Annotated in this window: 19 protein-coding genes and 1 tRNA gene; 16 read left to right on the top strand and 4 right to left on the bottom strand. The window is 57.0% G+C overall.

The annotated features are described in order from the left end of the window. Positions 1-113 precede the first annotated feature (113 nt). The 7 genes from apaG (at position 114) to Q6A51_RS21570 (ending at position 8,253) form a co-directional block, all read left to right on the top strand. On the top strand, positions 114-494 hold the full coding sequence (apaG, locus tag Q6A51_RS21600) for a Co2+/Mg2+ efflux protein ApaG (protein ID WP_201001808.1): 381 nt from the start codon (positions 114-116) through the stop codon (positions 492-494). Continuing rightward, entirely contained in the window at positions 494-1,378 is an 885-nt protein-coding gene (locus Q6A51_RS21595; protein ID WP_201001807.1) for a symmetrical bis(5'-nucleosyl)-tetraphosphatase, read from the top strand. The genes apaG and Q6A51_RS21595 overlap by 1 nt, the downstream gene beginning before the upstream one ends. A gap of 23 nt (positions 1,379-1,401) precedes the next feature. Then, positions 1,402-1,722 carry a thiosulfate sulfurtransferase GlpE gene (gene glpE / locus Q6A51_RS21590; protein ID WP_201018144.1) on the top strand — a complete coding sequence of 107 codons (321 nt, stop codon included), beginning with the start codon at positions 1,402-1,404 and terminating at the stop codon, positions 1,720-1,722. 336 nt (positions 1,723-2,058) lie between these two features. Beyond that, positions 2,059-3,981 carry a PrkA family serine protein kinase gene (locus Q6A51_RS21585; RefSeq protein WP_201001805.1) on the top strand — a complete coding sequence of 641 codons (1,923 nt, stop codon included), beginning with the start codon at positions 2,059-2,061 and terminating at the stop codon, positions 3,979-3,981. 116 nt (positions 3,982-4,097) lie between these two features. Continuing rightward, the gene (locus tag Q6A51_RS21580) at positions 4,098-5,369 is read left to right on the top strand and encodes a YeaH/YhbH family protein (protein ID WP_198724432.1); all 1,272 of its coding nucleotides are present in this window, start codon (positions 4,098-4,100) and stop codon (positions 5,367-5,369) included. Then, positions 5,366-6,928, top strand: coding sequence for a SpoVR family protein (locus Q6A51_RS21575; RefSeq protein ID WP_201001804.1), 1,563 nt, complete (start codon positions 5,366-5,368; stop codon positions 6,926-6,928). The genes Q6A51_RS21580 and Q6A51_RS21575 overlap by 4 nt, the downstream gene beginning before the upstream one ends. Before the next feature lie 86 nt (positions 6,929-7,014). Beyond that, complete coding sequence (locus Q6A51_RS21570) at positions 7,015-8,253, top strand: multifunctional CCA addition/repair protein (protein ID WP_201018145.1); 1,239 nt, start codon at positions 7,015-7,017, stop codon at positions 8,251-8,253. 8 nt (positions 8,254-8,261) lie between these two features. Here the strand turns inward: Q6A51_RS21570 and folK are convergent, their stop codons facing one another. Both folK and folB read right to left on the bottom strand, forming a co-directional pair. Continuing rightward, complete coding sequence (gene folK / locus Q6A51_RS21565; RefSeq protein WP_304575691.1) at positions 8,262-8,777, bottom strand: 2-amino-4-hydroxy-6-hydroxymethyldihydropteridine diphosphokinase; 516 nt, start codon at positions 8,775-8,777, stop codon at positions 8,262-8,264. Continuing rightward, the gene (folB, locus tag Q6A51_RS21560) at positions 8,768-9,121 is read right to left on the bottom strand and encodes a dihydroneopterin aldolase (RefSeq protein WP_201001801.1); all 354 of its coding nucleotides are present in this window, start codon (positions 9,119-9,121) and stop codon (positions 8,768-8,770) included. The genes folK and folB overlap by 10 nt, the downstream gene beginning before the upstream one ends. Before the next feature lie 74 nt (positions 9,122-9,195). On the opposite strand from folB, the gene plsY reads away from it, so the two are divergent. Continuing rightward, a complete protein-coding gene (gene plsY, locus Q6A51_RS21555) occupies positions 9,196-9,765 on the top strand; it encodes a glycerol-3-phosphate 1-O-acyltransferase PlsY (RefSeq protein WP_304575690.1) in 570 nt (189 codons plus the stop codon). Positions 9,766-9,814: 49 nt separating this feature from the next. Here plsY and tsaD read toward each other — a convergent pair whose 3' ends face one another. Next, complete coding sequence (gene tsaD, locus Q6A51_RS21550; protein ID WP_201018148.1) at positions 9,815-10,840, bottom strand: tRNA (adenosine(37)-N6)-threonylcarbamoyltransferase complex transferase subunit TsaD; 1,026 nt, start codon at positions 10,838-10,840, stop codon at positions 9,815-9,817. Positions 10,841-11,038: 198 nt separating this feature from the next. Here tsaD and rpsU point away from each other — a divergent pair, with 198 nt between their 5' ends. The 6 genes from rpsU to Q6A51_RS21520 all read left to right on the top strand — a co-directional run bounded on the left by rpsU (position 11,039) and on the right by Q6A51_RS21520 (position 20,942). Beyond that, positions 11,039-11,254, top strand: coding sequence for a 30S ribosomal protein S21 (gene rpsU / locus Q6A51_RS21545; RefSeq protein WP_002551877.1), 216 nt, complete (start codon positions 11,039-11,041; stop codon positions 11,252-11,254). A gap of 469 nt (positions 11,255-11,723) precedes the next feature. Next, positions 11,724-13,679, top strand: coding sequence for a DNA primase (gene dnaG / locus Q6A51_RS21540; protein WP_201001798.1), 1,956 nt, complete (start codon positions 11,724-11,726; stop codon positions 13,677-13,679). Between the two features lie 67 nt (positions 13,680-13,746). Beyond that, positions 13,747-15,597 carry an RNA polymerase sigma factor RpoD gene (rpoD, locus tag Q6A51_RS21535; protein ID WP_304575689.1) on the top strand — a complete coding sequence of 617 codons (1,851 nt, stop codon included), beginning with the start codon at positions 13,747-13,749 and terminating at the stop codon, positions 15,595-15,597. Positions 15,598-15,737: 140 nt separating this feature from the next. After that, entirely contained in the window at positions 15,738-18,965 is a 3,228-nt protein-coding gene (locus tag Q6A51_RS21530; protein WP_304575688.1) for a bifunctional diguanylate cyclase/phosphodiesterase, read from the top strand. A 15-nt stretch (positions 18,966-18,980) separates the two neighbouring features. Continuing rightward, positions 18,981-19,057 (top strand) — tRNA-Ile (locus Q6A51_RS21525). Positions 19,058-19,739: 682 nt separating this feature from the next. Further along, positions 19,740-20,942, top strand: coding sequence for an O-antigen ligase family protein (locus tag Q6A51_RS21520; protein WP_304575718.1), 1,203 nt, complete (start codon positions 19,740-19,742; stop codon positions 20,940-20,942). Here the strand turns inward: Q6A51_RS21520 and Q6A51_RS21515 are convergent. Continuing rightward, positions 20,932-21,822, bottom strand: coding sequence for a glycosyltransferase family 2 protein (locus tag Q6A51_RS21515; protein WP_201018151.1), 891 nt, complete (start codon positions 21,820-21,822; stop codon positions 20,932-20,934). The genes Q6A51_RS21520 and Q6A51_RS21515 overlap by 11 nt on opposite strands. A gap of 550 nt (positions 21,823-22,372) precedes the next feature. Between Q6A51_RS21515 and Q6A51_RS21510 the strand changes: the two genes are divergently transcribed. Together Q6A51_RS21510 and Q6A51_RS21505 are read left to right on the top strand one after the other, a co-directional pair. After that, entirely contained in the window at positions 22,373-23,440 is a 1,068-nt protein-coding gene (locus tag Q6A51_RS21510) for an FUSC family protein (RefSeq protein ID WP_201001794.1), read from the top strand. 11 nt (positions 23,441-23,451) lie between these two features. Continuing rightward, positions 23,452-23,913 (top strand): Lrp/AsnC family transcriptional regulator, encoded by a 462-nt coding sequence (locus Q6A51_RS21505; RefSeq protein WP_304575687.1) that lies wholly within the window; start codon positions 23,452-23,454, stop codon positions 23,911-23,913. Positions 23,914-24,093: the final 180 nt, after the last annotated feature.

Below are 24,093 nucleotides of genomic sequence, written 5' to 3'. Positions count from 1 at the left end.
GGGCAAGTAAATGGCTATGTGCCGTTAGTCATTTTCCGTTTACTTGTCCTAGACTGACCTATCTATCGAATGCTCCAGTTTTTTCCGCTGCTATAGCTTTCAAGGTCTACCGCATGCCCGATTCCCGTTATCAGGTCGACGTCAGCGTCGTCACGCGCTTCCTCGCAGAACAATCGCAACCCGAGCAGAATCGCTTCGCCTTCGCTTACACCATCACCGTCCACAATAACGGCGAACTGCCTGCCAGGCTGCTTTCACGGCACTGGGTCATCACTGACGGTGACGGCCATGTCGAAGAAGTGCGTGGTGAAGGCGTCGTAGGCCAACAGCCATTGATCCAGGCTGGCCAGAGCCACACTTACAGCAGCGGCACAGTGATGACGACGAAAGTCGGCAACATGCAAGGCTCGTATCAGATGCTCGCCGAAGACGGCAAACGCTTCGATGCAGTGATTGCGCCCTTCCGCCTTGCCGTACCAGGTGCCCTTCACTGATGGCGGTATATGCCGTTGGCGACCTGCAAGGTTGCCTTGAACCGTTGAAATGCCTGCTCGACGATGTCCGGTTCGATCCGGCCAGGGATCAGCTATGGCTAGTGGGCGACCTGGTCAACCGTGGCCCGCAATCGCTGGAAACGCTGCGTTTTCTCTACAGCATCCGCGAGTCCATCGTCTGTGTACTGGGCAATCATGACCTGCACCTGCTGGCCGCCTCACGCAAGATAGAACGCCTCAAGAAATCCGACACCCTGCGCGAGATTCTTGAAGCGCCGGACAGCAATGAACTACTGGATTGGGTGCGTCGGCAAAAACTGATGCACTACGACGCCCAGCGCAATATCGCCATGGCCCACGCAGGCATAGCCCCGCAGTGGTCGCTGAAAAAAGCCCTCAAGTGCGCCAGCGAAGTCGAACAGGCCTTACAGGACGACAATCTGTACGAGCCCTTTCTGGATGGCATGTACGGCAATGAACCCGTCAAGTGGGACAATGACCTGCAAGGCGTGACAAGGCTGCGCGTCATCACCAACTATTTCACCCGCATGCGCTTCTGTACCCGCGAAGGCAAGCTCGACCTCAAGAGCAAGGAAGGCATCGAGACCGCCCTGCCAGGCTACAAACCATGGTTCCAGCACGAGAATCGCAAGACCCGGGACCTGAAGATCATCTTCGGCCACTGGGCAGCCCTTGAAGGCAAGTGCGACGAGCCCGGCATTTATGCGCTGGACAGCGGGTGCGTGTGGGGCGGCGCCATGACCCTTATGAACGTCGACACCCTTGAACGTCATCGCTGCGATTGCGATGCTGTCGGCAATGCCGCCCCACGCCCGGCAACATCCCTCATTTCCCAGCCAGAGGCCAGCGAGGCCCGGCGTTAAAAGATCAGCTCAGGAGCCCAATCATGACCGAATTCAAACGCATTCCCCCTGAACAGGCCCACGCCCTGCGCGAACAGGGCGCCGTACTGGTGGACGTTCGCGACCCTCAGGCTTTCGCCAGCAACCACATTCCCGATTCGCAGCATCTGGACAATCACTCGATCGCTGACTTCATCGCCAAGGCCGATCTGGACAAGCCGCTGGTGGTGGTCTGTTACCACGGAAACTCCAGCCAGAGTGCTGCAGCCTATCTCGTAGGCCAGGGCTTCTCCGACGTGTACAGCCTGGACGGTGGTTTCGAGTTGTGGCGCACCACGTTCCCGGGCGAAACAGCGCAAGGTTAACGACAGAACGGATGCTGGTGCAGATATGTATAAACGGCCAGCACGACTCTGAAAAAATATTTTTATCCGGCTGATCCCGCGTCCTGCGCGGGTTCGCGCCCAAACTGACGAACGGTCAGCCCGACTTCTTGTTCATCCCTTCTTTATCTTTCTGAATCCGAACTATCCTTAGCCTCAGGCCATCCGTAATCAGGGGAGAGCCGGTACACCGGCGCGTGGGTCATCGGTAGTTACTTTTATGGTGTTCTGGGGGGTAAACGGCATCTGGATACTCAGCTGCTGCCAGCATCGACTGACGATCCGCCGCCGGCTCAACGTATCGAGCGAGGTGACGTCATGAGTATTTTTAGCCACTTCCAACAACGCTTTGAAACCACACGTCAGGAAGAGCTCTCGTTACAGGAGTATCTGGAGCTCTGCAAACAGGATCGCAGCGCCTACGCCTCTGCCGCAGAACGTCTTCTGCTGGCCATTGGCGAGCCCGAACTGGTGGATACCTCCACCAACTCACGGTTGTCGCGGATCTTTTCCAACAAGGTGATCCGGCGTTATCCGGCCTTTGCGGACTTCCATGGAATGGAAGAATGCATCGACCAGATCGTGTCGTATTTCCGCCACGCAGCCCAAGGCCTTGAGGAAAAGAAACAAATCCTCTATCTGCTGGGTCCGGTGGGTGGCGGCAAGTCGTCTCTGGCTGAAAAGCTCAAACAACTGATCGAAAAAGTCCCCTTCTACGCAATCAAGGGTTCGCCGGTCTTCGAGTCGCCACTGGGGTTGTTCAATGCAACCGAAGACGGTGCCATTCTCGAAGAGGACTTCGGCATCCCTCGGCGCTACCTCAACACCATCATGTCGCCATGGGCGACCAAACGTCTGGCTGAGTTCGGGGGCGACATCAGCCAGTTCAAGGTGGTGAAACTTTATCCATCGGTTCTCAACCAGATCGGCGTGGCGAAAACCGAGCCGGGTGACGAGAACAACCAGGACATTTCCGCTCTGGTGGGTAAGGTCGATATCCGCAAGCTTGAGGAATTCCCGCAAAACGACGCAGACGCCTACAGCTATTCAGGCGCTCTGTGCCGGGCCAACCAGGGCCTGATGGAATTCGTCGAGATGTTCAAGGCACCTATCAAGGTCCTGCACCCGTTGCTGACTGCGACTCAGGAAGGCAACTACAACAGTACCGAAGGCCTGGGGGCGATTCCGTTTACGGGCATCCTGCTGGCTCACTCCAACGAATCGGAATGGCACAGCTTCCGTAACAACAAGAACAACGAAGCCTTCATCGACCGTATCTACATCGTGAAAGTGCCGTACTGCCTGCGTGTCAGCGACGAGATCAAGATCTACGACAAGCTGCTGTTCAACAGCTCGCTGGCCAAGGCGCATTGCGCGCCCGACACACTGAAAATGCTGGCGCAGTTCACGACTCTGTCGCGCCTCAAAGAGCCGGAAAACTCCAACATCTACTCCAAGATGCGTGTGTATGACGGCGAGAATCTCAAGGATACAGACCCCAAGGCCAAGTCGATCCAGGAGTACCGCGACAGTGCGGGCGTCGACGAAGGCATGAACGGCCTTTCAACCCGCTTCGCATTCAAGATCCTGTCCAAGGTCTTCAACTTCGATCCGCACGAAATCGCCGCCAACCCGGTACACCTGTTGTACGTGCTGGAGCAGCAGATCGAACAGGAGCAATTCCCGGCTGAAACCCGTGAGCGCTATCTGCGTTTCATCAAGGAGTATCTGGCACCGCGCTACATCGAGTTCATCGGCAAGGAAATCCAGACCGCGTACCTTGAGTCCTACAGCGAATACGGTCAGAACATCTTCGACCGCTACGTGCTGTATGCAGACTTCTGGATTCAGGACCAGGAATATCGTGATCCGGAAACCGGTGAAATTCTCAACCGTGTCGCCCTGAACGAAGAGCTGGAAAAGATCGAAAAACCTGCCGGCATCAGCAACCCGAAAGATTTCCGCAACGAGATCGTCAACTTCGTGCTGCGTGCCCGCGCCAACAACAACGGCAAGAATCCAACCTGGCTCAGTTACGAAAAACTGCGTGTGGTGATCGAGAAGAAAATGTTCTCCAACACCGAGGACCTGCTGCCAGTCATCAGTTTCAACGCCAAGGCCAGCAAAGAGGATCAACAAAAACACAACGACTTCGTCACCCGAATGGTCGAGCGGGGCTATACCGACAAACAGGTGCGTCTACTCTCCGAGTGGTATCTGCGCGTGCGCAAGTCACAGTGATGCAGCGGTAAGCTACAAGCCTCAGGCAACAAGCTGGGACGGTCGGGTTCACAGATACGACCGCAACCAGCTTGTAGCTTGAAGCTGCTTTCTACTTGCGGCTGCCCGGAGGGCCTATGAGCTATGTGATCGACCGACGCCTCAATGGCAAGAACAAGAGCACGGTAAATCGCCAGCGGTTTCTGCGGCGTTATCGTGACCACATCAAAAAAGCAGTGGAAGAAGCGGTCAGTCGTCGCTCCATTACCGATATGGAGCATGGCGAGCAAATAAGCATTCCCGGTCGCGATATCGACGAGCCGGTGCTTCATCATGGTCGCGGTGGCAAACAGACGGTTGTCCATCCCGGCAACAAGGAATTCTCCAGCGGCGAGCATATCGCCCGCCCGCAAGGTGGTGGCGGTGGCAAGGGGCCTGGCAAGGCAAGCAACTCCGGCGAAGGCATGGACGAGTTCGTCTTCCAGATCACCCAGGAAGAGTTTCTCGAATTCATGTTCGAGGACCTCGAGCTGCCCAACCTGGTCAAACGCAACCTGACCGGCACCGACACGTTCAAGACTGTACGCGCCGGGATCAGTAACGAGGGCAACCCCTCGCGCATCAATATCATTCGTACCCTGCGCTCGGCCCATGCACGCCGCATCGCGCTGTCCGGCAGCAGCCGCGCCAAGCTCAAGGAAACAGTGAACGAACTGGAGCGCCTCAAGCGCGAAGAACCAGACAACTTCGGCGATATCCAGGAACTGGAAGTAGAAATAGACCGTTTGAAAGCGCGGATTCGTCGCGTGCCCTACCTGGACACCTTCGACCTCAAGTACAACCTGCTGGTCAAGCAACCCAACCCAAGCTCGAAAGCGGTGATGTTCTGCCTGATGGACGTTTCTGGCTCCATGACCCAGGCGACCAAGGATGTTGCCAAGCGCTTTTTCATCCTGCTGTACCTGTTTCTCAAGCGTAACTACGACAAGATCGAAGTCGTGTTCATCCGCCACCACACCAGCGCCCGCGAAGTTGATGAAGAAGAGTTCTTCTATTCACGGGAAACCGGCGGCACCATCGTTTCCAGCGCTCTGAAGCTGATGCAGGAAATCATGGCCGAACGCTACCCGAGCAACGAATGGAACATCTATGCCGCCCAGGCTTCCGACGGCGATAACTGGAACGATGACTCACCGATCTGCCGCGAAATCCTGACCAAGCAGATCATGCCTTTCGTGCAGTACTACACCTACGTGGAGATCACCCCACGCGAGCATCAGGCCTTATGGTTTGAATACGAACGCATCGGTGAAGAGTTTGCCGATACGTTTGCCCAGCAGCAGCTGGTCTCTGCCGGTGATATCTATCCGGTATTCCGTGAACTCTTCCAGCGCAGGTTAGTGACATGACCGCTAGAGAGCAGAAGCGCCAACCCCTCTCCACAGGGTCCGAGTGGACATTTGAACTGATCCAGGCCTACGACCGCGAAATCAGCCGTATCGCTGATCGCTACGCTCTGGATACCTATCCGAACCAGATCGAGGTCATCACGGCCGAGCAGATGATGGATGCCTATGCCTCGGTGGGCATGCCGCTGGGCTATCATCACTGGTCATACGGCAAACACTTCCTGAGTACCGAGAAATCCTACACTCGCGGGCAGATGGGGCTGGCCTACGAGATCGTGATCAACTCGGATCCGTGCATTGCCTATCTGATGGAAGAAAACACCATCTGCATGCAGGCTCTGGTCGTCGCCCACGCCTGCTACGGGCATAACAGCTTCTTCAAGGGCAATTACCTGTTCCGGACCTGGACCGATGCCAGTTCGATCATCGATTATCTGGTCTTCGCCAAGCAGTACATCATGCAATGCGAAGAGCGCCATGGCATCGATGCAGTGGAAGACCTGCTCGACTCCTGCCATGCCCTGATGAACTACGGTGTGGACCGCTACAAGCGGCCCTATCCGATTTCAGCAGAGGAAGAACGACGCCGACAAAAGGATCGTGAAGAACACCTGCAACGGCAGATCAACGACCTGTGGCGCACCATTCCGAAAAGCGCCGACAAGGGCAACAAGGAAGACAATGCCCGCTTCCCTGCCGAACCCCAGGAAAACATCCTGTACTTCATCGAAAAACATGCACCGCTGCTGGAGCCATGGCAGCGCGAAGTGGTGCGCATCGTGCGCAAGATTGCCCAGTACTTCTATCCGCAGCGCCAGACCCAAGTGATGAACGAAGGCTGGGCGACGTTCTGGCACTACACGCTGATGAACGATCTGTACGACGAAGGCCTGGTCACCGACGGTTTCATGCTGGAGTTCCTGCAGTCGCACACCAGCGTGGTCTACCAGCCTGGCTTCGACAGCCCCTATTACAGCGGCATCAACCCGTACACCCTGGGCTTTGCCATGTATCAGGACATTCGGCGCATGTGCGAACACCCGACCGATGAGGATCGCCACTGGTTCCCGGAGATTGCAGGCACAGACTGGCTGACGGCAATCAAGTTCGCCATGTCCAGCTTCAAGGACGAGAGCTTCATTCTCCAGTACCTGTCACCCAAGGTCATTCGTGACCTCAAACTGTTCAGCATCATGGATGACGATCAGAAAGATGACCTGCTGGTGCCCGCGATTCACGATGAAGCCGGCTATCGGACCATTCGGGAAACCCTGGCAGCCCAATACAACCTGGGCAATCGCGAACCCAACGTGCAGATCTACAGCATCGACCGCCGTGGCGACCGTTCGCTGACGCTGCGCCATCAACAACACAACCGCAAACCACTGGGCGACTCCACGGACGAAGTGCTCAAACACCTGCACCGTCTGTGGGGCTTCGATATCCACCTGGAAACCCTACAAGGCGATCAGGTGATGAAAACTCACCATGTCCCGCCACGCGGCGAACATGCCGAGGGCGACTATCCGAGGCTCGACCTGGCAGTTGTTCATCTCTGAGGAGCAGAGCCTGGAAGAATGTTTTTAAGTTTTAACCTCCGCGAGGGCGACTCAGGTTTATCCTGTCGCGCTTACGGAGGTTTTTTATGCAGATTTATAAAGTGGGTGGCGCTGTACGCGACCGCCTTCTGGGTCAACCTGTTACCGACAGTGACTGGGTAGTCGTAGGCGCCAGCGCCGAAGAAATGCTGATCAAAGGCTATCGCCCGGTTGGCACTGACTTTCCGGTCTTTCTTCACCCGCTCACGGGTGAGGAATACGCTCTGGCCCGTACCGAGCGCAAAAGCGGCGTCGGCTACGGCGGCTTTGTCTTTCATGCCAGCCCCGAAGTTACCCTTGAACAAGACCTGATCCGCCGCGACCTGACCATCAACGCCATTGCCGAAGACAAGGACGGTAATCTGACCGACCCCTATGGTGGTCAGCGCGATCTTGAAGCACGGGTATTGCGTCATGTTTCCCCTGCTTTCGCCGAAGATCCCCTCAGGGTATTGCGGGTAGCCCGCTTTGCCGCACGTTATGCCTCACTGGGCTTCAGCATCGCGCCAGAGACGCTGGAACTGATGCGTCAGCTCAGCGAATCCGGCGAACTCAAGGCCCTGACACCCGAGCGCAGCTGGAAGGAGATCTCCAGGGCACTGATGGAAGATCAGCCTCAGGTTTTCATTCAGGTGCTACATGATTGCGACGCCCTCAAGGAGTTGCTTCCTGAAGTCGAGGCATTGTTCGGCGTGCCGCAGCCTGCCGCCCATCACCCGGAAATCGACACGGGCAAGCATGTACTCAGCGTACTAGAGCAATCCGCCATCCATAAACATCCGCTGAGCGTGCGCTGGGCCTGCCTGCTGCATGACCTGGGCAAAGGACTGACGCCCGAATCCGAATGGCCACGGCACATCGCACACGAGCATACGGGCCTGCGCCTGATAAAAGCCGTCAACGAGCGCTTCCGGGTACCGAAGGAATGTCAGGAACTGGCGCTGCTGACAGGCCAATATCACACCCATGGACATCGTGCGCTGGAACTCAAGCCTTCGACGTTGCTGGAGCTGCTGCAAAGCTTCGACGTCTATCGCCGCCCGCAGCGATTCGAAGAGTTCATCGCCGCCTGCGAGATGGACGCCCGTGGGCGCGACGGTTTCGAGGAGCGCAGTTATCCACAGGCTGACTATCTGCGCGGCGCGGCCCATGCAGCCCGGACCGTTGCGGTCCAGCCCCTGGTTGAAAAGGGCTTGAAAGGGCAGGATTTGGGAAATGCGCTGAAAAGCGAACGGCTGGATGCGCTCAAGGTGTACAAGGCTGAGTGCGCTGCGCTTCGCGAATGAATTCGCGCCTACACGGCATCCGGCGTTAATTGCTTGCCGCGCCACTCGAACGCTACAGGCCAGAGCTGTTGATCGATCTGCGCATCAGCCCAGAGCGTGCCGAAAGGCACGCCAACACCTGGATGCAGGCGATCCGCCGCGATCAGCGACAAGGGCCACAGCACAAAGGCATTCTTGAGAATTTCTGCACGCGGCAGGATCAATCCGTCGAAATTACCGACCTGCTCGCCATACAGGAGCACGTCGATATCCAGCGGCAGACCCTTGCGATCAGGCGCGTAACGGCCGTTATCGGCTTCGATCATCTTCAAACGGCGGTCCAGCTCCAGCAATGGCAGATCAGTCAGCGCCGAAACCACCAGATTGAAGAACGGACCGCTCTTGATCCCCACCGGCTGGCTCTCGAATACCGGCGAGCAGGTCAGCTCGCTCAGGAATGAATCCAGTGCATCCAGCCCGGCATGCAGGTGCCTTTCGCGCTCGATATTACTGCCGAGCCCCAGAAAAACCCGAGTCAGGGACATCCGCGCTCAATCTCCACGCCCACACCCGCAGCAGCAGCGACAGCGCCCGGCTTGGTCAGCCTCAGACGCAGCCAGGGAATATGAAACTCGCTCATCAACACTTCGGCCAGACGCTCGGCAAAAGTCTCCACCAACTGGAACTGCGCCTGCTCGGCAAAGGCCTGAATACGGGTTGAAACACTCGCATAGTCCAGCGCCTTGCTCAGGTCGTCACCCGCGGCGGCAGGCCGGTTATCCCAGGCAAAACTCAGGTCCAGCCGCAAGCACTGGCGAATGCCACGCTCCCAGTCATAAGCGCCGATCACCGTATCGACCTCAAGACCGTCGATGAAAACTCTGTCCAAGCACTACTCTCCACTGCACGACAAGGGCGCGATGCGCCGTTAGAATCAGGGCATCCTCGCCCGGAATGGTTAGCATGTTTTGGTTACTGGCTATTTTCGCCTACCTGCTCGGCTCACTGTCCTTCGCCATCCTGCTCAGCCGCCTCAATGGCAGCCCGGACCCGCGCGCCAGCGGCTCAGGCAATGCAGGCGCAACCAACATGCTGCGTCTGGCCGGCAAAAAGCTGGCCGTCCTGACCTTGATCGGTGACCTCTGCAAAGGTCTGATACCGGTACTCCTCGCCAGCCTTGGCGGCCTTGACCCCGGAGAACAGGCCTGGATCGGCGTTTGCGCCGTATTGGGCCATTTGTTTCCGTTGTACTTCCGCTTCAAGGGCGGCAAAGGCGTTGCAACCGCAGCCGGAATGCTGCTGGGGCTCTACCCTCCTGCCGCCGCCCTGGCCATTACGACCTGGCTGCTGACGTTCTACCTGACCCGTACCAGCTCGCTTGCTGCGCTGATCGCCACGCCATTGACCCTGCCACTGCTGGCCTGGCAGGAACCTCGGGCACTGCTGCCCATGAGTGTCCTGACCTTGCTGATCGTCTGGCGTCACCGAGGCAATCTACGCGACCTGCTCGCCGGGCGCGAACGGCATTTCTGAGGGGTGGCATGAAAACGGCTCAACTTCACGCCACACCCCCGAAAAACAGTCAGATACCCGGCAACTGCTCCATCGGCCAACGCGCCTGCACGGTGATACTCAAGTCTTCCTTCTGACCCGCCAGCAGACGCTGACAGCCCGCGAACGCGATCATCGCACCATTATCGGTGCAGAACTCGGGACGAGCGTAGTAAACATTACCGCGCAGATCACCCAGCATGCTCTCAAGCGACAGTCGCAACGCCTTGTTGGCACTGACGCCACCCGCAATGACCAGGCTCTTGAGGCCGGTCTGCTTGAGCGCACGCTTGCATTTGATGGTCAAAGTCTCCACTACCGCCTGCTGGAAGGCCAGAGAGATGTCGCAACGGGTTTGCTCGCTGTCGTCTCCAGCGCTCTGGCACTGCTGCCAGGTATTGAGCGCAGAGGTTTTCAGGCCGCTGAAGCTGAATACCAGGCCCGGGCGGTCGGTCATCGGGCGCGGGAATACAAAGCGCCCCGCGACACCGCGAGTCGCCAGCCGCGAGATTTCAGGACCACCGGGATATTGCAGGCCCATCATCTTGGCCGTCTTGTCGAAAGCTTCGCCTGCGGCGTCATCCAGGGTTTCGCCCAGCAGCTCGTAACGACCAATGCCGTCGACCCGAACCAGTTGCGTATGCCCACCGGACACCAGCAAGGCGACGAACGGAAACTGTGGCGGTTGCTCTTCAAGCATCGGGGCCAGCAGATGGCCTTCCATGTGATGGACGCCAAGAGCCGGAATATCCCAGGCAAATGCCAGAGCCTGGGCACAGGAAGCGCCCACCAGCAAGGCACCGACCAGACCCGGCCCGGCCGTGTAGGCAATGGCATCGATATCGGTCGCGACACAGTCCGCTTCGGCCAGAGTCTGGCGAATCAGCGGCAACATGCGCTTTACATGATCGCGTGACGCCAGCTCCGGCACCACGCCACCATAGGCGCGATGCAGGTCGATCTGACTGAACAATGCGTCAGCCAGTAAACCGCGCTCGCTGTCGTAAAGTGCGACGCCGGTTTCATCACAAGAAGTTTCTAATCCCAGTACTAACATGGGTTTGCGCCTTGTAGGGGGCAGATTTGAAGGCGCGCATGATAGTCGTCGCTCAAGGCTCCGACCAGCGGTTTTCGATCAGAGGCTTTGCATTCCTCTCAATGAGGGGTTAACATCCGCAACCCTTAAAAACCGACGTACTTTTGTGCAGTGTTTGCACGAGGCGTTGACCCCGGTAATGAATGAAGGTAGCTCTGGATGCCAGCCGTCAAAGTTAAAGAGAACGAACCCTTCGACGTAGCTCTGCGTCGTTTCAAGCGCTCCTGCGAAAAAGCCGGTGTTCTGGCTGAAGTTCGTAGCCGCGAATTTTACGAGAAGCCGACTTCCGAGCGTAAGCGTAAGGCAGCTGCTGCTGTCAAGCGTCACGCCAAGAAAGTCCAGCGCGAACAGCGCCGCGCCGTTCGTCTGTATTAATTTACAGCCGTACGTCGCAAGCTTCTGCCTTGCCCGGCCATCAACGCCGGGCTGTCGGCAGTTGGAGCACTAGCCTCACGCTTCATTGACAGAGGCCGTCGAAGCCGCACATGCGACCCAGACAAATCCGTCAAAGCACGTCCAGCCTGCTTCAGGCAACATTGATTGATCTGCCCTTCGGACAGGCTTGATCAATGAGCATGACGAGCATGCCTTGATGACTTCGCAAGAAGCTCAGCCAAGGCAGCGTCTCTTGCGATCACTCAGTGAACACCAAAGCTACAGGCTGAAGTCGAATTCACATGAAATCGCTGCGCACTTATTTCCTTTCAAAGCTGCAGGCCCGATTATCGGATGCCGATACCCATCCGTATGTCGCTACCATTGCTGACAAAGGCGGCCGACAGGTTGGCGCACGCTTACAGATTCGCCACGATACTTTCGTAACAAGCCTGATGACGAGAACGCCATGGCAGGGCTAATCCCCCAAAGCTTCATTGACGACCTTCTGAACCGCACCGACATCGTCGATGTTGTCAGCTCGCGCGTGCAATTGAAGAAAACCGGGAAAAACTTCAGCGCCTGCTGCCCGTTCCACAAAGAGAAAACCCCCTCTTTCAGTGTCAGCCCTGACAAACAGTTCTATTACTGCTTCGGTTGCGGTGCCGGCGGCAACGCACTGGGCTTCATCATGGACCACGACAACCTGGACTTTCCCCAGGCTGTCGAGGAACTAGCCAAAGCGGCAGGCATGGAAGTGCCACGCGAACAGAGCGTCAAAGGCCAGAAACCACGCCAGCCGACCGACTCACCGCTGTATCCGCTGCTGACAGCCGCCGCCGAGTTTTATCGCCAGGCCCTGAAAAGCCACCCGATGCGCAAGGCCGCCGTGGACTACCTCAAGGGCCGCGGCCTGTCGGGCGAGATCGCACGAGACTTTGGCATGGGGTTCGCCCCGCCGGGCTGGGACAATCTCTACAAGCACCTGAGCAGCGACACACTTCAGCAAAAGGTCATGATCGATGCCGGCCTGCTGATCGAGAACGCGGAAACCGGCAAACGCTACGACCGCTTTCGTGACCGGGTCATGTTCCCGATCCGCGACTCACGAGGCCGCGTCATCGCCTTTGGTGGCCGGGTACTGGGCGACGACAAGCCCAAATACCTGAACTCCCCTGAAACCCCGGTGTTTCACAAGGGACAGGAACTGTACGGCCTGTTCGAAGCGCGCAAGTACAACCGCAATCTCGACGAAATCATCGTTGTCGAAGGCTACATGGATGTCATTGCCCTGGCCCAGCAAGGCCTGCGCAATGCCGTCGCCACCCTGGGCACCGCGACCAGCGAAGAGCACCTGAAGCGACTGTTCAGGGTCGTGCCCAACGTGCTGTTCTGTTTTGACGGCGACCAGGCCGGCCGAAATGCCGCATGGCGCGCACTGGAGGCCACCCTGTCGAGCCTTCAGGACGGACGGCGCGCACGCTTCCTGTTTCTGCCCGAAGGCGAAGACCCGGACACCCTGGTGCGCTCCGAAGGTACTGACGCCTTCAAGGCGCGCATCAATCAGCATGCTCAACCGCTGGCCGACTACTTCTTCGAGCAACTGACCAAGGAATCCGACCCGCGCTCGCTCGAAGGCAAGGCCCACATGGCCACCCTTGCGGCACCGCTGATCGACAAGGTTCCCGGCGCGAATCTGCGCACGCTCATGCGCCAGCGCCTGAGCGAAATCACCGGCCTCAATAACGAAGCCGTCAGTCAGTTGGTACAAAGTGCGCCCGCAGATGTGCCTCCCAGCTACGATCCGTACGTCGATTACGACGCAATGCCGGATTTCGCGGATTACCAGCAGCACGGCGGCTACGAAGAGCAGCCGCAATGGACGCCCAAGAAAACCGGCGGTCAGAATCAGAAAAAATGGGACAAGAAGCCCTGGGACAAAAAAGGCAAGCGTCAGGAGTTCGAGCCTCGCGCCCCGCGCGTACCAACGGCAGTCGAACCGCCGTTGCAGGCAGCACTGAGAACCCTGCTGCACCACCCGGAACTGGCCGAAAAGGTCGAAAATGCGAGCCACTTCGCCGCAGAAGACCACGCACAGGCACAGTTACTGGTCGCCCTGATCGAGGCCCGACAAAAGAATCCGAATCTTCGGTCGTTACAGTTGATAGCGCGTTGGCACGGCACGGAACAAGGCCGATTGCTGCGCGCACTGGCAGAAAAGGAATGGCTGATCGAGGCCGACAACCTTGAACAACAGTTTTTCGACACTATAACTAGGCTATCGGCAAACCAACGTGAGCGGAACATTGATCAATTGATCATCAAGGATCGCCAAGTCGGCCTGACGGCAGAAGAGAAAACTCTACTGCTCCAGCTGCTTAGTCGCAATGTTTCTGCACAAAACCCGACCTCAACTGGCGCGTGAGGTCATAGCTCGGGTATAATCCTCGGCTTGTTTTTTGCCCGCCAAGACCTTCAGTGGATAGGGTGTTATGTCCGGAAAAGCGCAACAGCAATCTCGTATCAAAGAGTTGATCACCCTGGGTCGTGAGCAGAAGTATCTGACTTACGCAGAGGTCAACGACCATTTGCCTGAGGATATTTCAGATCCTGAGCAGGTGGAAGACATCATCCGCATGATCAACGACATGGGGATCCCGGTACACGAGAGTGCTCCGGACGCAGACGCCTTGATGCTGGCCGATGCCGATACCGATGAAGCAGCCGCAGAAGAAGCGGCCGCAGCATTGGCAGCGGTTGAAACCGACATCGGTCGTACTACCGATCCCGTGCGTATGTACATGCGCGAAATGGGTACCGTTGAACTTCTGACCCGTGAAGGCGAGATCGAAATCGCCAAGCGTATTGAAGAAGGCATCCGTGAAGTGATGAGCGCAATCGCGCACTTCCCTGGCACGGTTGACCATATTCTCTCCGAATACGAACGTGTCACGAGCGAAGGCGGCCGCCTGTCTGACGTTCTGAGCGGTTATATCGACCCGGACGACGGCATTGCGCCGCCTGCCGAAGTACCTCCGCCACTCGACGCGAAAGCAGCCAAGGCTGACGACAGCGACGATGACGAAGAAGAATCGGGCGAATCTTCGGACGACGAAGAAGAAGCCGAAAGCGGTCCAGACCCCGTCGTGGCTCAACAGCGCTTCGGTGCAGTTTCCGAGCAGATGGAAATCACCCGCAAGGCGTTGAAGAAATTCGGTCGTGAAGACAAGAATGCCATCGCCGAGCTGGTTGCCCTGGCCGAACTGTTCATGCCAATCAAACTGGTTCCAAAACAGTTTGAAGGCCTGGTAGAGCGCGTTCGCAGCGCCCTTGATCGCCTCCGCGCCCAAGAGCGCGCGATCATGCAGCTGTGTGTTCGTGATGCCCGCATGCCACGTGCAGACTTCCTTCGCCAGTTCCCAGGCAACGAAGTTGACGAAAGCTGGACCGACGCACTGGCCAAAGGCAAAAGCAAATATGCCGAAGCCATTGCTCGTCTGCAGCCGGACATCCAGCGTTGCCAGCAGAAGCTGACCGCGCTTGAAGAAGAAACCGGCCTGAAGATTGCCGAGATCAAGGACATCAACCGTCGCATGTCGATCGGTGAGGCCAAGGCCCGCCGCGCGAAGAAAGAGATGGTCGAAGCGAACTTGCGTCTGGTGATCTCCATTGCCAAGAAGTACACCAACCGCGGCCTGCAATTCCTCGATCTGATCCAGGAAGGCAACATCGGCCTGATGAAAGCGGTGGACAAGTTCGAATACCGTCGCGGCTACAAGTTCTCGACCTATGCAACCTGGTGGATCCGTCAGGCGATCACTCGCTCGATTGCCGACCAGGCACGCACCATCCGTATTCCGGTACACATGATCGAGACGATCAACAAGCTCAACCGTATTTCCCGCCAGATGCTGCAGGAAATGGGTCGCGAACCGACTCCGGAAGAGCTGGGCGAACGCATGGAAATGCCTGAGGACAAGATCCGCAAGGTACTGAAGATCGCCAAAGAGCCGATCTCCATGGAAACCCCGATCGGCGACGACGAAGACTCGCATCTGGGTGACTTCATCGAAGACTCGACCATGCAGTCGCCAATCGATGTCGCCACGGTAGAAAGCTTGAAAGAAGCGACACGCGAAGTGCTGTCGGGCCTTACCGCTCGCGAAGCCAAGGTTCTGCGCATGCGCTTCGGCATCGACATGAATACCGACCACACGCTGGAAGAGGTTGGTAAGCAGTTTGACGTAACCCGCGAGCGGATTCGTCAGATCGAAGCCAAGGCACTGCGCAAGCTGCGTCACCCGACAAGAAGCGAGCACCTGCGCTCGTTCCTTGACGAGTAATAGCACAAACAAGTCAAAAACCCCCGGCCCGCCGGGGGTTTTGCTTTTCTGGAATAACACTTTCCGATTAGTAGTTTTTTCACCCCTTTCCCAACGCCGTCTACACTCGTCTCATTACTATCCGCCGCTATGAGGCTGCCATGTTACGACTGTCGGCCATCACACTCTTTTGTCTGATCGGCTCCATAGCACATGCCAACACTCCGGGCTTGCCGGACACTAGACAAGACGCTCTGACCGCCAGCGAAGAACTTCGTAACGGCACTCATGCCTACCCGTTTCAGGACACCGAAAGCCCAAGACTCTGGCTCGCCCAGCAAGATTCAAAAGCCTTGCTGCTCGTCTCGGACAGCACGCTGACGAGCCTGCAACAGCCCGACATCGATAGATGGGAAAACAGCGAGCCGGTGCATTGGGAAAACTTTCTGCTTTATGGCCTTCCGGGCCTATTACTTCTTTCGGCGGTTCTGGCAGTCGTTATCCGCAATAACCGGAAACTCAACCTGGAGATTTCTCGCGGAGTCGAACTGGAACAGAAACTCAGAGGCAGCGAGTACCATTATCGCGGGCTGGTTGAAAGCCTCTCAGCGGTTGCCTGGGAAGCCAACCCGGAAAAAATGACCTACAACTATGTCTCGCCGCAGGCCGAAAGCCTGTTGGGCTACCCGCTGGCAAAATGGCTGCAACCCGGCTTCTGGCGCAGCATTGTGCATCCGGAAGACATCGACGCAGCCGAGACCTTCTGCAAGCAACAGGCACTGAGCGGCAACGACCACAGCCTCGACTACAGGGTCCGTAACGCCGAAGGCCGGATACTCTGGATCCGCGACATCGTCAGCCTGATCAAGTGCGGCCCAGAACCCATCATCCGCGGCCTGATGATCGACATCAGCGCCAGCAAACAAACCGAAGAAGCCCTGCGCCTGTCAGAAGGAAAGTTCTCCTCGGTCTTTGCCCAATGCCCGGACATTCTGATCATCGCCCGCCTTTGCGACGGCATCATTCTTGAGGTCAACAAAGCCTTCGTGGCCCAGACCGGCATGACCAGCGAAGAAACCATCGGCAAAACCGCCACACAAATCAACCTGTGGGCCATTCCCGGCGTTGGGCCGGGCCTGCTGGAGCGCCTGCAACAAGGCCGTATCCGCAATCTGGAAATGCCCCTGCGCCGCAAGGATGGCCGTACATTTTCCTGCCTCATGTCAGCCGACCCTTTCGAGATGAGCGCTACACCAGCCGTCTTGCTCACCGTGAGCGATATCACGCCTCTCAAGCAGGCCCAGCAGCAACTGCAACTGTCCGAAGAGAAATTCGCCAAAGCCTTCCACTCATCGCCAGACGGCCTGGTTATCGCCCGGACCAGCGACGGCATGCTGATGGAAGTCAATGAGGGCTTCTGCCGCTTGACCGGCTACAGCGAAGACCAGTGCCTGGAACGCTCAGGCCTTGATCTACAGATCTGGGTCGATCCGAGCGAGCGCCAGCAATTGGTCAAGCAGCTACAGCAGCATGGCGTCGTACGGGATTTCCGTGGCCAGATCCGTCGCCTGGATGGCCAGGTCCGGCTTTGCGAAATGTCCTCGCATCCGCTGCTCATCGCCGGGGAAGAATGCATCATGACCCTGGCCCGTGATATTACCGAACGCCAACAGATGCAGGAAAAACTGCACCTGGCCGCGACCGTCTTCGAGAGCACCGCCGAAGGCGTGCTGATCACCGATACCCGCCAGCGCATCAACGCCGTCAACCGTGCATTCAGCGAAATAACAGGATACGGCGAACAGGAAGCCTTGGGCCAGACACCACGCCTGCTCGCCTCCGGGCAGCATGACAGCGCGTTCTACGCCTCCATGTGGCACCAACTGGGCGCCGAAGGGCACTGGCAAGGCGAAATCTGCAACCGTCGCAAGAATGGCGAGCTTTACCCCAGTTGGCTGACGATCAGTGCCGTGCGCAACAAGGATCGCTTCATAACCCACTTCGTCGCCGTGTTTGCCGACATCTCCAGCCTCAAACACGCCCAGGCCCGTCTGGACTATCAGGCCCATCACGATCCATTGACCGGCCTGCCCAACCGCACCCTGTTTGAAAGCCGCCTGCAATCCGCCCTGCTACACAGCGAAGAGTCGGGCAGCCTTGGCGCCGTGCTGTTTCTCGATCTGGATCGCTTCAAGCACATCAACGACAGCCTCGGGCATCCCGTGGGCGACCTGCTTCTCAAAGGCATCGCACAGCGCCTCAAGGAGACGCTGCGCGACATAGACACCGTGGCACGCCTCGGCGGCGATGAATTCATCGTCCTGCTACCCGGCCTGCTGCAACCTGGCGATGCGCAAACCATCGGCAACAAGCTCCTGGCCTGCTTTACCGCACCGTTCCAGGCAGGCGAACATGAGTTTTTCATGAGTGCGAGCATCGGCAGCAGCCTCTTCCCGACTGATGGCACCGACGTCGCCACACTGGTCAAGAACGCTGATGCAGCGATGTACCGCTCCAAGGCCAAGGGGCGCAACCGGATCGAAAGCTACACCCGCGACCTGACCTCTCAGGCCAGCGAACGGATCGCCCTGGAACAGGAACTGCGCAGAGCCATTGAACGCAACGAACTGAGCCTGTCCTATCAGCCAAAAACCAGCCTGCTGACCAACAAACTGGTGGGCGCCGAAGCCCTGATTCGCTGGAGTCACCCAACCTTCGGTGAAGTACCGCCTGAACACTTCATCCCGCTGGCGGAAGAAAACGGCATGATCCTCCAGATAGGCGACTGGGTCCTGGAACATGCCTGCATCCAGATGCGCAAATGGCGCAAGACCTACGAACCCTTCGGACCACTCTCGGTAAACCTGGCCGGCGCTCAACTGCGCCAGCCCAACCTGCTCAAACGCATCGAGCAACTGCTTCTGGACAACGACCTGGAGCCCGGCTGCCTGCAACTGGAAATCACTGAAAACTTCATCATGAGCCAGACAGAAGAAGCCCTCTCGGTGCTGCACAAACTGAAAAAGCTTGGCGTTCAACTGGCCATAGACGACTTCGGCACCGGCTACTCGTCCTTGAGTTATCTCAAACGACTGCCACTGGACATCCTGAAAATCGATCAGTCCTTCGTCCGCGGCCTCCCCGAAGACACCCACGACGCAGCCATCGTTCGCGCCATCATCGCCCTGGGCCGCAGCATGCAACTGACCATCATCGCCGAGGGCGTCGAGAACCCCGAACAACAGAAATTCCTCACCGAACACGGCTGCGAACAGATTCAGGGCTACATCGTCAGCCTCCCCTTACCTCCCGAGGAATTCTGCTCCAGATTTCTTCTTATGAATCTTTCGGATTTTTCGGATAGCACAGCCGCGAAACCGCCGTTATAATCCGCGGCCTACTGAGGGCCCATAGCTCAGTTGGTTAGAGCAGAGGACTCATAATCCTTTGGTCCACGGTTCGAGTCCGTGTGGGCCCACCATTTTTCAAAAGCCGCGCATTGCGCGGCTTTTGTCGTTTTAAATCCCAGGAATTTCAGGCTGATTCGCCTTGCTCGATGCTGGCTGAGTCCACAAAGTGTCCACCACACTTTGCCAAAGAGTTCAAATCGACTACCTCAAGCCGTTCAGGCGTAATCCATGCTCGGTTTACGTGACAAGTGACCTTGAATGTAACGTATGCCTGACTTTTGGGAGAAATCAAAACAAGAGAGGCTCACGTCAGCACAATCACCGTAAGAGGATTTCACCGAGCCCTCCGGGAACCTCCAGCGCCCGCAGACGCTCGAATCACCTCATGGAAGCAGCCGCCCTGAATGGTGGGTTTTCCGTGCTGATGATGAGTTTTGCAACGCTCCCGAATAAAAGCTACACGCCCTTTTTTCCCACTGACGTGTAAGCTACCGGCGCCGGTCACGTTGAGGATGGCTGGCTCGTACAGGAATTGCTGCTATACAGACGGTAGCGCTCGAAGCGGGGAATATGCCGCTGAGGGGCTCATACCGAGATTGGCCGGACACATCGGGTAGATGCCTGATTTTTTTGAAGCAAGACTACGGCCCTCCGTTTTCAGGAATACCAAACAAAAACAGCCCGCAAGATGCCTCTGATAAATCACAGGCGCATCCCGTACAATTACAGGGTTTATTTAGATGGGCACGAAAAATGTCAGCTGATGTATCAGCAGAGAGCACAAATCAACGCTTGGGTAATCTGATCAACAAGTACCTGTTACCGCTAGGCTGGCTCGTTACCCTGACAGGGATATTCTGGATCTGGGATAGAGCGCTCTACCACAAGCTTTTTTATATATTTCTGGCCTTCCCTACCTTTCTCGTATTGGTCATGCGGCCTCGCTTGCTGAAGCCCCTGACCTGCAATCCATTATTCATTGCATTCGGTGTCTTCAGTGCATACATCCTGATCAGCATTGCCTGGGCCGTGACGGAGGATGATCTGCCAGGCCTGCTCAAACGCCCTCTCTACATCGCGTTGTTGTTGTTTTCTACAGGCATCATTGCCTTGAATTACCCCGCACGGCTGGAGCAGTCCACACGCCTGTCAGCCATCATTGCCGCAGTGGTGGCTTGCCTGTCACTGGCCTATTTCGTACTTTTCGATATACCTGCCGGTGAAAGCCGCCTGAATGGTTACGGCGTGCTCGAAAATCCGTTGCTTACCTCTCATGTCTTGGGCGCATTCGCTGCGTTCTGGCTAGCCTCATGGTTCCAGGCACGCAAGGCATGGAACCCGGTGCCGATTATCTGTCTGGCATTTCTGGGAGCAGCAATCATGGCAACCGGGTCACGGACGCCATTGATTGGGTTGGCGGCTGCCCTTGGGTGGCTGTTACTCGTTGGTGACCGGCGACGCAGCTTGTTTGCCATCGGGATAGCCGTTATTGCCCTGATTGCTGTTCTGCTGATTCATCCCGACGCAATCACGCAGCGCGGTTTGTCCTACCGGCCCGCGATATGGATGGAATCACTGCGCCAGATCAGCGAACACCCGTGGCTGGGCTATGGTTTCGGTACAACGATGACAGTAGTGATTCCAGGCCTGCCCTTCAATCTTGCCGATCCACACAATATAGAGCTGGGCGTGCTCTATTCGGGCGGCATCATAGGGCTGGTACTGTGGATGACGATGTATGGCCTGGCGATCCATTTCTGCTGGACCCACCGCCAGTATCCAGCCGTCACCATCGCGGCGACCTGGCTTGTATTCGGCTTTGCTTCAGGGCTGACTGAAGGCAATGCCTTCATGTCACGTCCCAAGGAACACTGGTTCCTGATCTGGATGCCCCTGGCCCTGGTCTACGCCCAGTCATTGATTTACCGGGCGCGCAGCCAAACGATCAAGAAATAACCAGCCGCCACATGCCGCGCAGGGTTTTCCTGTTCCAGAACCTGACCGGGATATCTGCCAGGATTTCCCGAGTCAGCGCCTTGTCGCGGTTGGCGTACTTGAGCACCATGGAGTTGCGGAAGTTCATGCACACCTTCTCGTACTGAGGATGATCACGAAACACCTCGTACGTTTTGAGCACGTTGTCCACCATGAACCGACCGTTCTTGAAGGTGTTGCTAGGGTGGTCACGGTATTGCGCCAGCACTTCACCGAGAATGTCGATGAAGTAACCGGCGCGGGCAATCGCCAGCTCGATATAAATATCCTCAAGCCGAATATTGGCGTTAAAGCCGCCGACCTTATCCAGAGCTTCTCGTCGAAACATCAATGTGGCTGAGGCAGGCCCTGGCTTGCGATTGAGAAATAGATCGTCGAAATCCAGACGGCGGAATGGAAGGTTTCTGTTGCGCTGCTCACGCTCACCCATCACCTGGCCATTCTGGTCGATAGTTTCTATGTTGGCCGCGCAGATGCCCACTTCAGGCTTGTCTTTCATGTACTCCACTTGCGTGGCGATACGGTGGGGAAACATGATGTCATCGGAGCCGAAGGGAACGACCAACTCGCCTCGCGCACGCTCGATCGCTTCATTGAGGGTGCGGGCCAGGCCCTGGTTGGCCTGAAAGCGCAGATCAAAGCCATGCGCCTCCTGAAGCCGCTTCAGGACTTCCGGGCTTTCGTCTTTAGAGCCATCGTCGACGACCAGAAGCTCGATATTCGGGTAGGTTTGATTGATGACACTATTGATACTGTCTTCGATGTAGCGTGCGTGATTGTAGGAAGCGATGATCACTGTCACCAATGGTGTATCGGTGACATCGTGACGTTGAGCGCACATAAAAATCCCCTGGATCGAATCTGTACGGCATTCAGTATTTTCAGCTGAAAACTGTGAATGCCGGGCTCAAGGCTCGTAGGCCCCGGCGAATAAATTTTGCGCAATATTACTTGAATCACCCATGTTTTCGTAGGTATCTCAGCCTGTAAGGACTGCCCTTGCTGAAATCCAGACCACCACTTCCCCCCTTCTCGACAGCCAGCTTGCCCGGCGTAAACGTCTTCGCGTACCGGGCATTCCATGTAGATATACACATTCCGCATCAGAGATTCTCCGGCTTGCTCTGGGCCAGACGCACACGCTTGTGACTCATGGCGCCGAGAGGCGGATATCCTGTGCAGACGTGCCTGCTTGACCAGCTGGGCCAACCGCCGCAGCGTGTCAGTGCATCAAGCGGGGTTGGCATTCGTTTTTCTCATGAGTCTGTCGCGCCAATGACAATGACTCAAAGCAGGAAAGCAATAAACAATTCCCCCTCCACTTGTGGCTTACTGGGCATCGCCATCATCAAAGCATGGACACTTTCCCCACCCTCGCGGCCATTTAACGCATGACGAATTCGCGCTCTGTTTTTATCCCTTCCTGGCTTCGCCCTGTTCTGCGTCCTGTGCTTGACCCGTATCGCCGCTATCGGCATGCGCGGCTGATTCATGCCGCACGTATCGTGGTCGGGCTGCTGGTATCGATCCTGCTGACTTCCGGCTTGAACATGCCCCATGGTGAATGGGCGTCGGTAACGATGCTGATCGTGATCGGCGGTTTGCAGCACCATGGCAACATCGGCAAGAAGTCCGTCGAGCGCGCATACGGGACGCTGATTGGCGCGGGCCTTGGGCTGTTTGTGGTGGTGCAGCAGGGGTATCTGGAAATTCCGTTGCTGACCTACGTCATGATGTCCGTGATGTGTGGTTTCTTCGCTTATCACGCGATCGGCAAGGGCGGTTATACCGCGCTGCTGTCGGCGATTACCCTGTTTATCGTGGCGGGCCACGGGGTCAACCCGATCAGTGATGGTCTGTGGCGGACGCTGGATATCATGATCGGTATCGCACTGGCGCTGGCCTTCTCCTTTGCCTTGCCGCTGTATGCGGTCTTTTCCTGGCGGTACAACCTGGCCAGCGGCCTGCGCGATTGCGCGAAGGTTTACGGGCGCATCCATCAAGGCGAGCCGATCAGCGCCGACGAGCACTTGAAACTGACTGCAAGGCTCAACGCCACGATGCTGCAACTGCGCTCACTGCTGCCATCGGTGTCCAAGGAAGTGAAGATTTCCATGGTCGAACTGGATGCCATACAGGGTCATTTCCGGATGTGCCTGAGCACGCTGGAGATCCTTTCCAACATTCGTCCTGCCAATCTAGACCAAGCCGCAGGTGCTGCGTTGAAAACGTCCATGGACGCCGACTACCGCCAGATTCGCAGGCAACTGATCGGCATGGCCCGAGCCCTGCAAACCGGTGCTACCGAGCGTCTGGCACGGCAATCCGAAACGGCGGCCACCGAATCGGCAATACCTGCCGAACTGACCGGCTACCACTTGATGACTCAACAGTTGGCGCACAATCTGGATCGCCTGCAGGAGCGCCTGTCCAAGACCGCCAAGCGCTGGAAATTTTGAAGGAGAGCATTTTGTCCGATAGCCGCCCTCTCACCCTCGACGATATCGACCGCCAGTTGATTGCGGCCCTGCAACTCAATGCACGGGAAAGCGTGGCCATGCTGGCGCGGCAACTGGGGATTGCCCGTACCACCGTCACTTCACGGCTTGCCCGCCTGGAAAGCACCAAGGTGATCACAGGTTATGGCGTGCGCCTGAGTCAGCGTGTCGTGGATGGCGGCTTGCAGGCGTATGTCGGCATTACCGTCCAGCCACGTTCGGGCAAAGAGGTGCTGCGCCGGCTCAGCACACTGGCACAGGTTCAACAGTTATGCGCCGTCAGTGGCGAGTTCGATTACGTCGCCTGGCTGCGCACCGACTCACCGGAGCAACTGGACCAGTTGCTGGACCTGATCGGCAGCATCGATGGCGTGGAAAAGACCACGACCTCAATTATTCTCAGCAGCAAGATTGATCGCGGACACGCTGTTTGATCATGTTTTTGCGAGCGGAATAATGGCGCTTACACGTAATTTAAAAACCCGTTTTTATTGAGTTCAGGCATCCACTAACGACCTGCATTTATCTATTTACGACATGGTTAAATAATAATCAAAACAACACGCAGGCAGGATGACATCACTGAACTTTTCAGCTAAGTTGCGAAAATCAGG

It is taken from the genome of Pseudomonas serbiensis, assembly GCF_030580745.1.
In the GTDB taxonomy this organism is placed as follows: domain Bacteria; phylum Pseudomonadota; class Gammaproteobacteria; order Pseudomonadales; family Pseudomonadaceae; genus Aquipseudomonas; species Aquipseudomonas serbiensis.
The sequence above is the reverse complement of the archived record's forward strand: the minus strand, read 5'-3'. Positions and strand labels throughout refer to the sequence as shown.

Excerpts from the sequence above, each read along its gene's own strand:
- apaG (WP_201001808.1), top strand. The coding sequence starts at position 114 with ATGCCCGATTCCCGTTATCAGGTCGACGTCAGCGTCGTCACGCGCTTC.
- Q6A51_RS21595 (WP_201001807.1), top strand. The coding sequence starts at position 494 with ATGGCGGTATATGCCGTTGGCGACCTGCAAGGTTGCCTTGAACCGTTG.
- glpE (WP_201018144.1), top strand. The coding sequence starts at position 1,402 with ATGACCGAATTCAAACGCATTCCCCCTGAACAGGCCCACGCCCTGCGC.
- Q6A51_RS21585 (WP_201001805.1), top strand. The coding sequence starts at position 2,059 with ATGAGTATTTTTAGCCACTTCCAACAACGCTTTGAAACCACACGTCAG.
- Q6A51_RS21580 (WP_198724432.1), top strand. The coding sequence starts at position 4,098 with ATGAGCTATGTGATCGACCGACGCCTCAATGGCAAGAACAAGAGCACG.
- Q6A51_RS21575 (WP_201001804.1), top strand. The coding sequence starts at position 5,366 with ATGACCGCTAGAGAGCAGAAGCGCCAACCCCTCTCCACAGGGTCCGAG.
- Q6A51_RS21570 (WP_201018145.1), top strand. The coding sequence starts at position 7,015 with ATGCAGATTTATAAAGTGGGTGGCGCTGTACGCGACCGCCTTCTGGGT.
- folK (WP_304575691.1), bottom strand. The coding sequence starts at position 8,777 with ATGTCCCTGACTCGGGTTTTTCTGGGGCTCGGCAGTAATATCGAGCGC.
- plsY (WP_304575690.1), top strand. The coding sequence starts at position 9,196 with ATGTTTTGGTTACTGGCTATTTTCGCCTACCTGCTCGGCTCACTGTCC.
- tsaD (WP_201018148.1), bottom strand. The coding sequence starts at position 10,840 with ATGTTAGTACTGGGATTAGAAACTTCTTGTGATGAAACCGGCGTCGCA.
- rpsU (WP_002551877.1), top strand. The coding sequence starts at position 11,039 with ATGCCAGCCGTCAAAGTTAAAGAGAACGAACCCTTCGACGTAGCTCTG.
- dnaG (WP_201001798.1), top strand. The coding sequence starts at position 11,724 with ATGGCAGGGCTAATCCCCCAAAGCTTCATTGACGACCTTCTGAACCGC.
- rpoD (WP_304575689.1), top strand. The coding sequence starts at position 13,747 with ATGTCCGGAAAAGCGCAACAGCAATCTCGTATCAAAGAGTTGATCACC.
- Q6A51_RS21530 (WP_304575688.1), top strand. The coding sequence starts at position 15,738 with ATGTTACGACTGTCGGCCATCACACTCTTTTGTCTGATCGGCTCCATA.
- Q6A51_RS21520 (WP_304575718.1), top strand. The coding sequence starts at position 19,740 with ATGTCAGCTGATGTATCAGCAGAGAGCACAAATCAACGCTTGGGTAAT.
- Q6A51_RS21515 (WP_201018151.1), bottom strand. The coding sequence starts at position 21,822 with ATGTGCGCTCAACGTCACGATGTCACCGATACACCATTGGTGACAGTG.
- Q6A51_RS21510 (WP_201001794.1), top strand. The coding sequence starts at position 22,373 with ATGACGAATTCGCGCTCTGTTTTTATCCCTTCCTGGCTTCGCCCTGTT.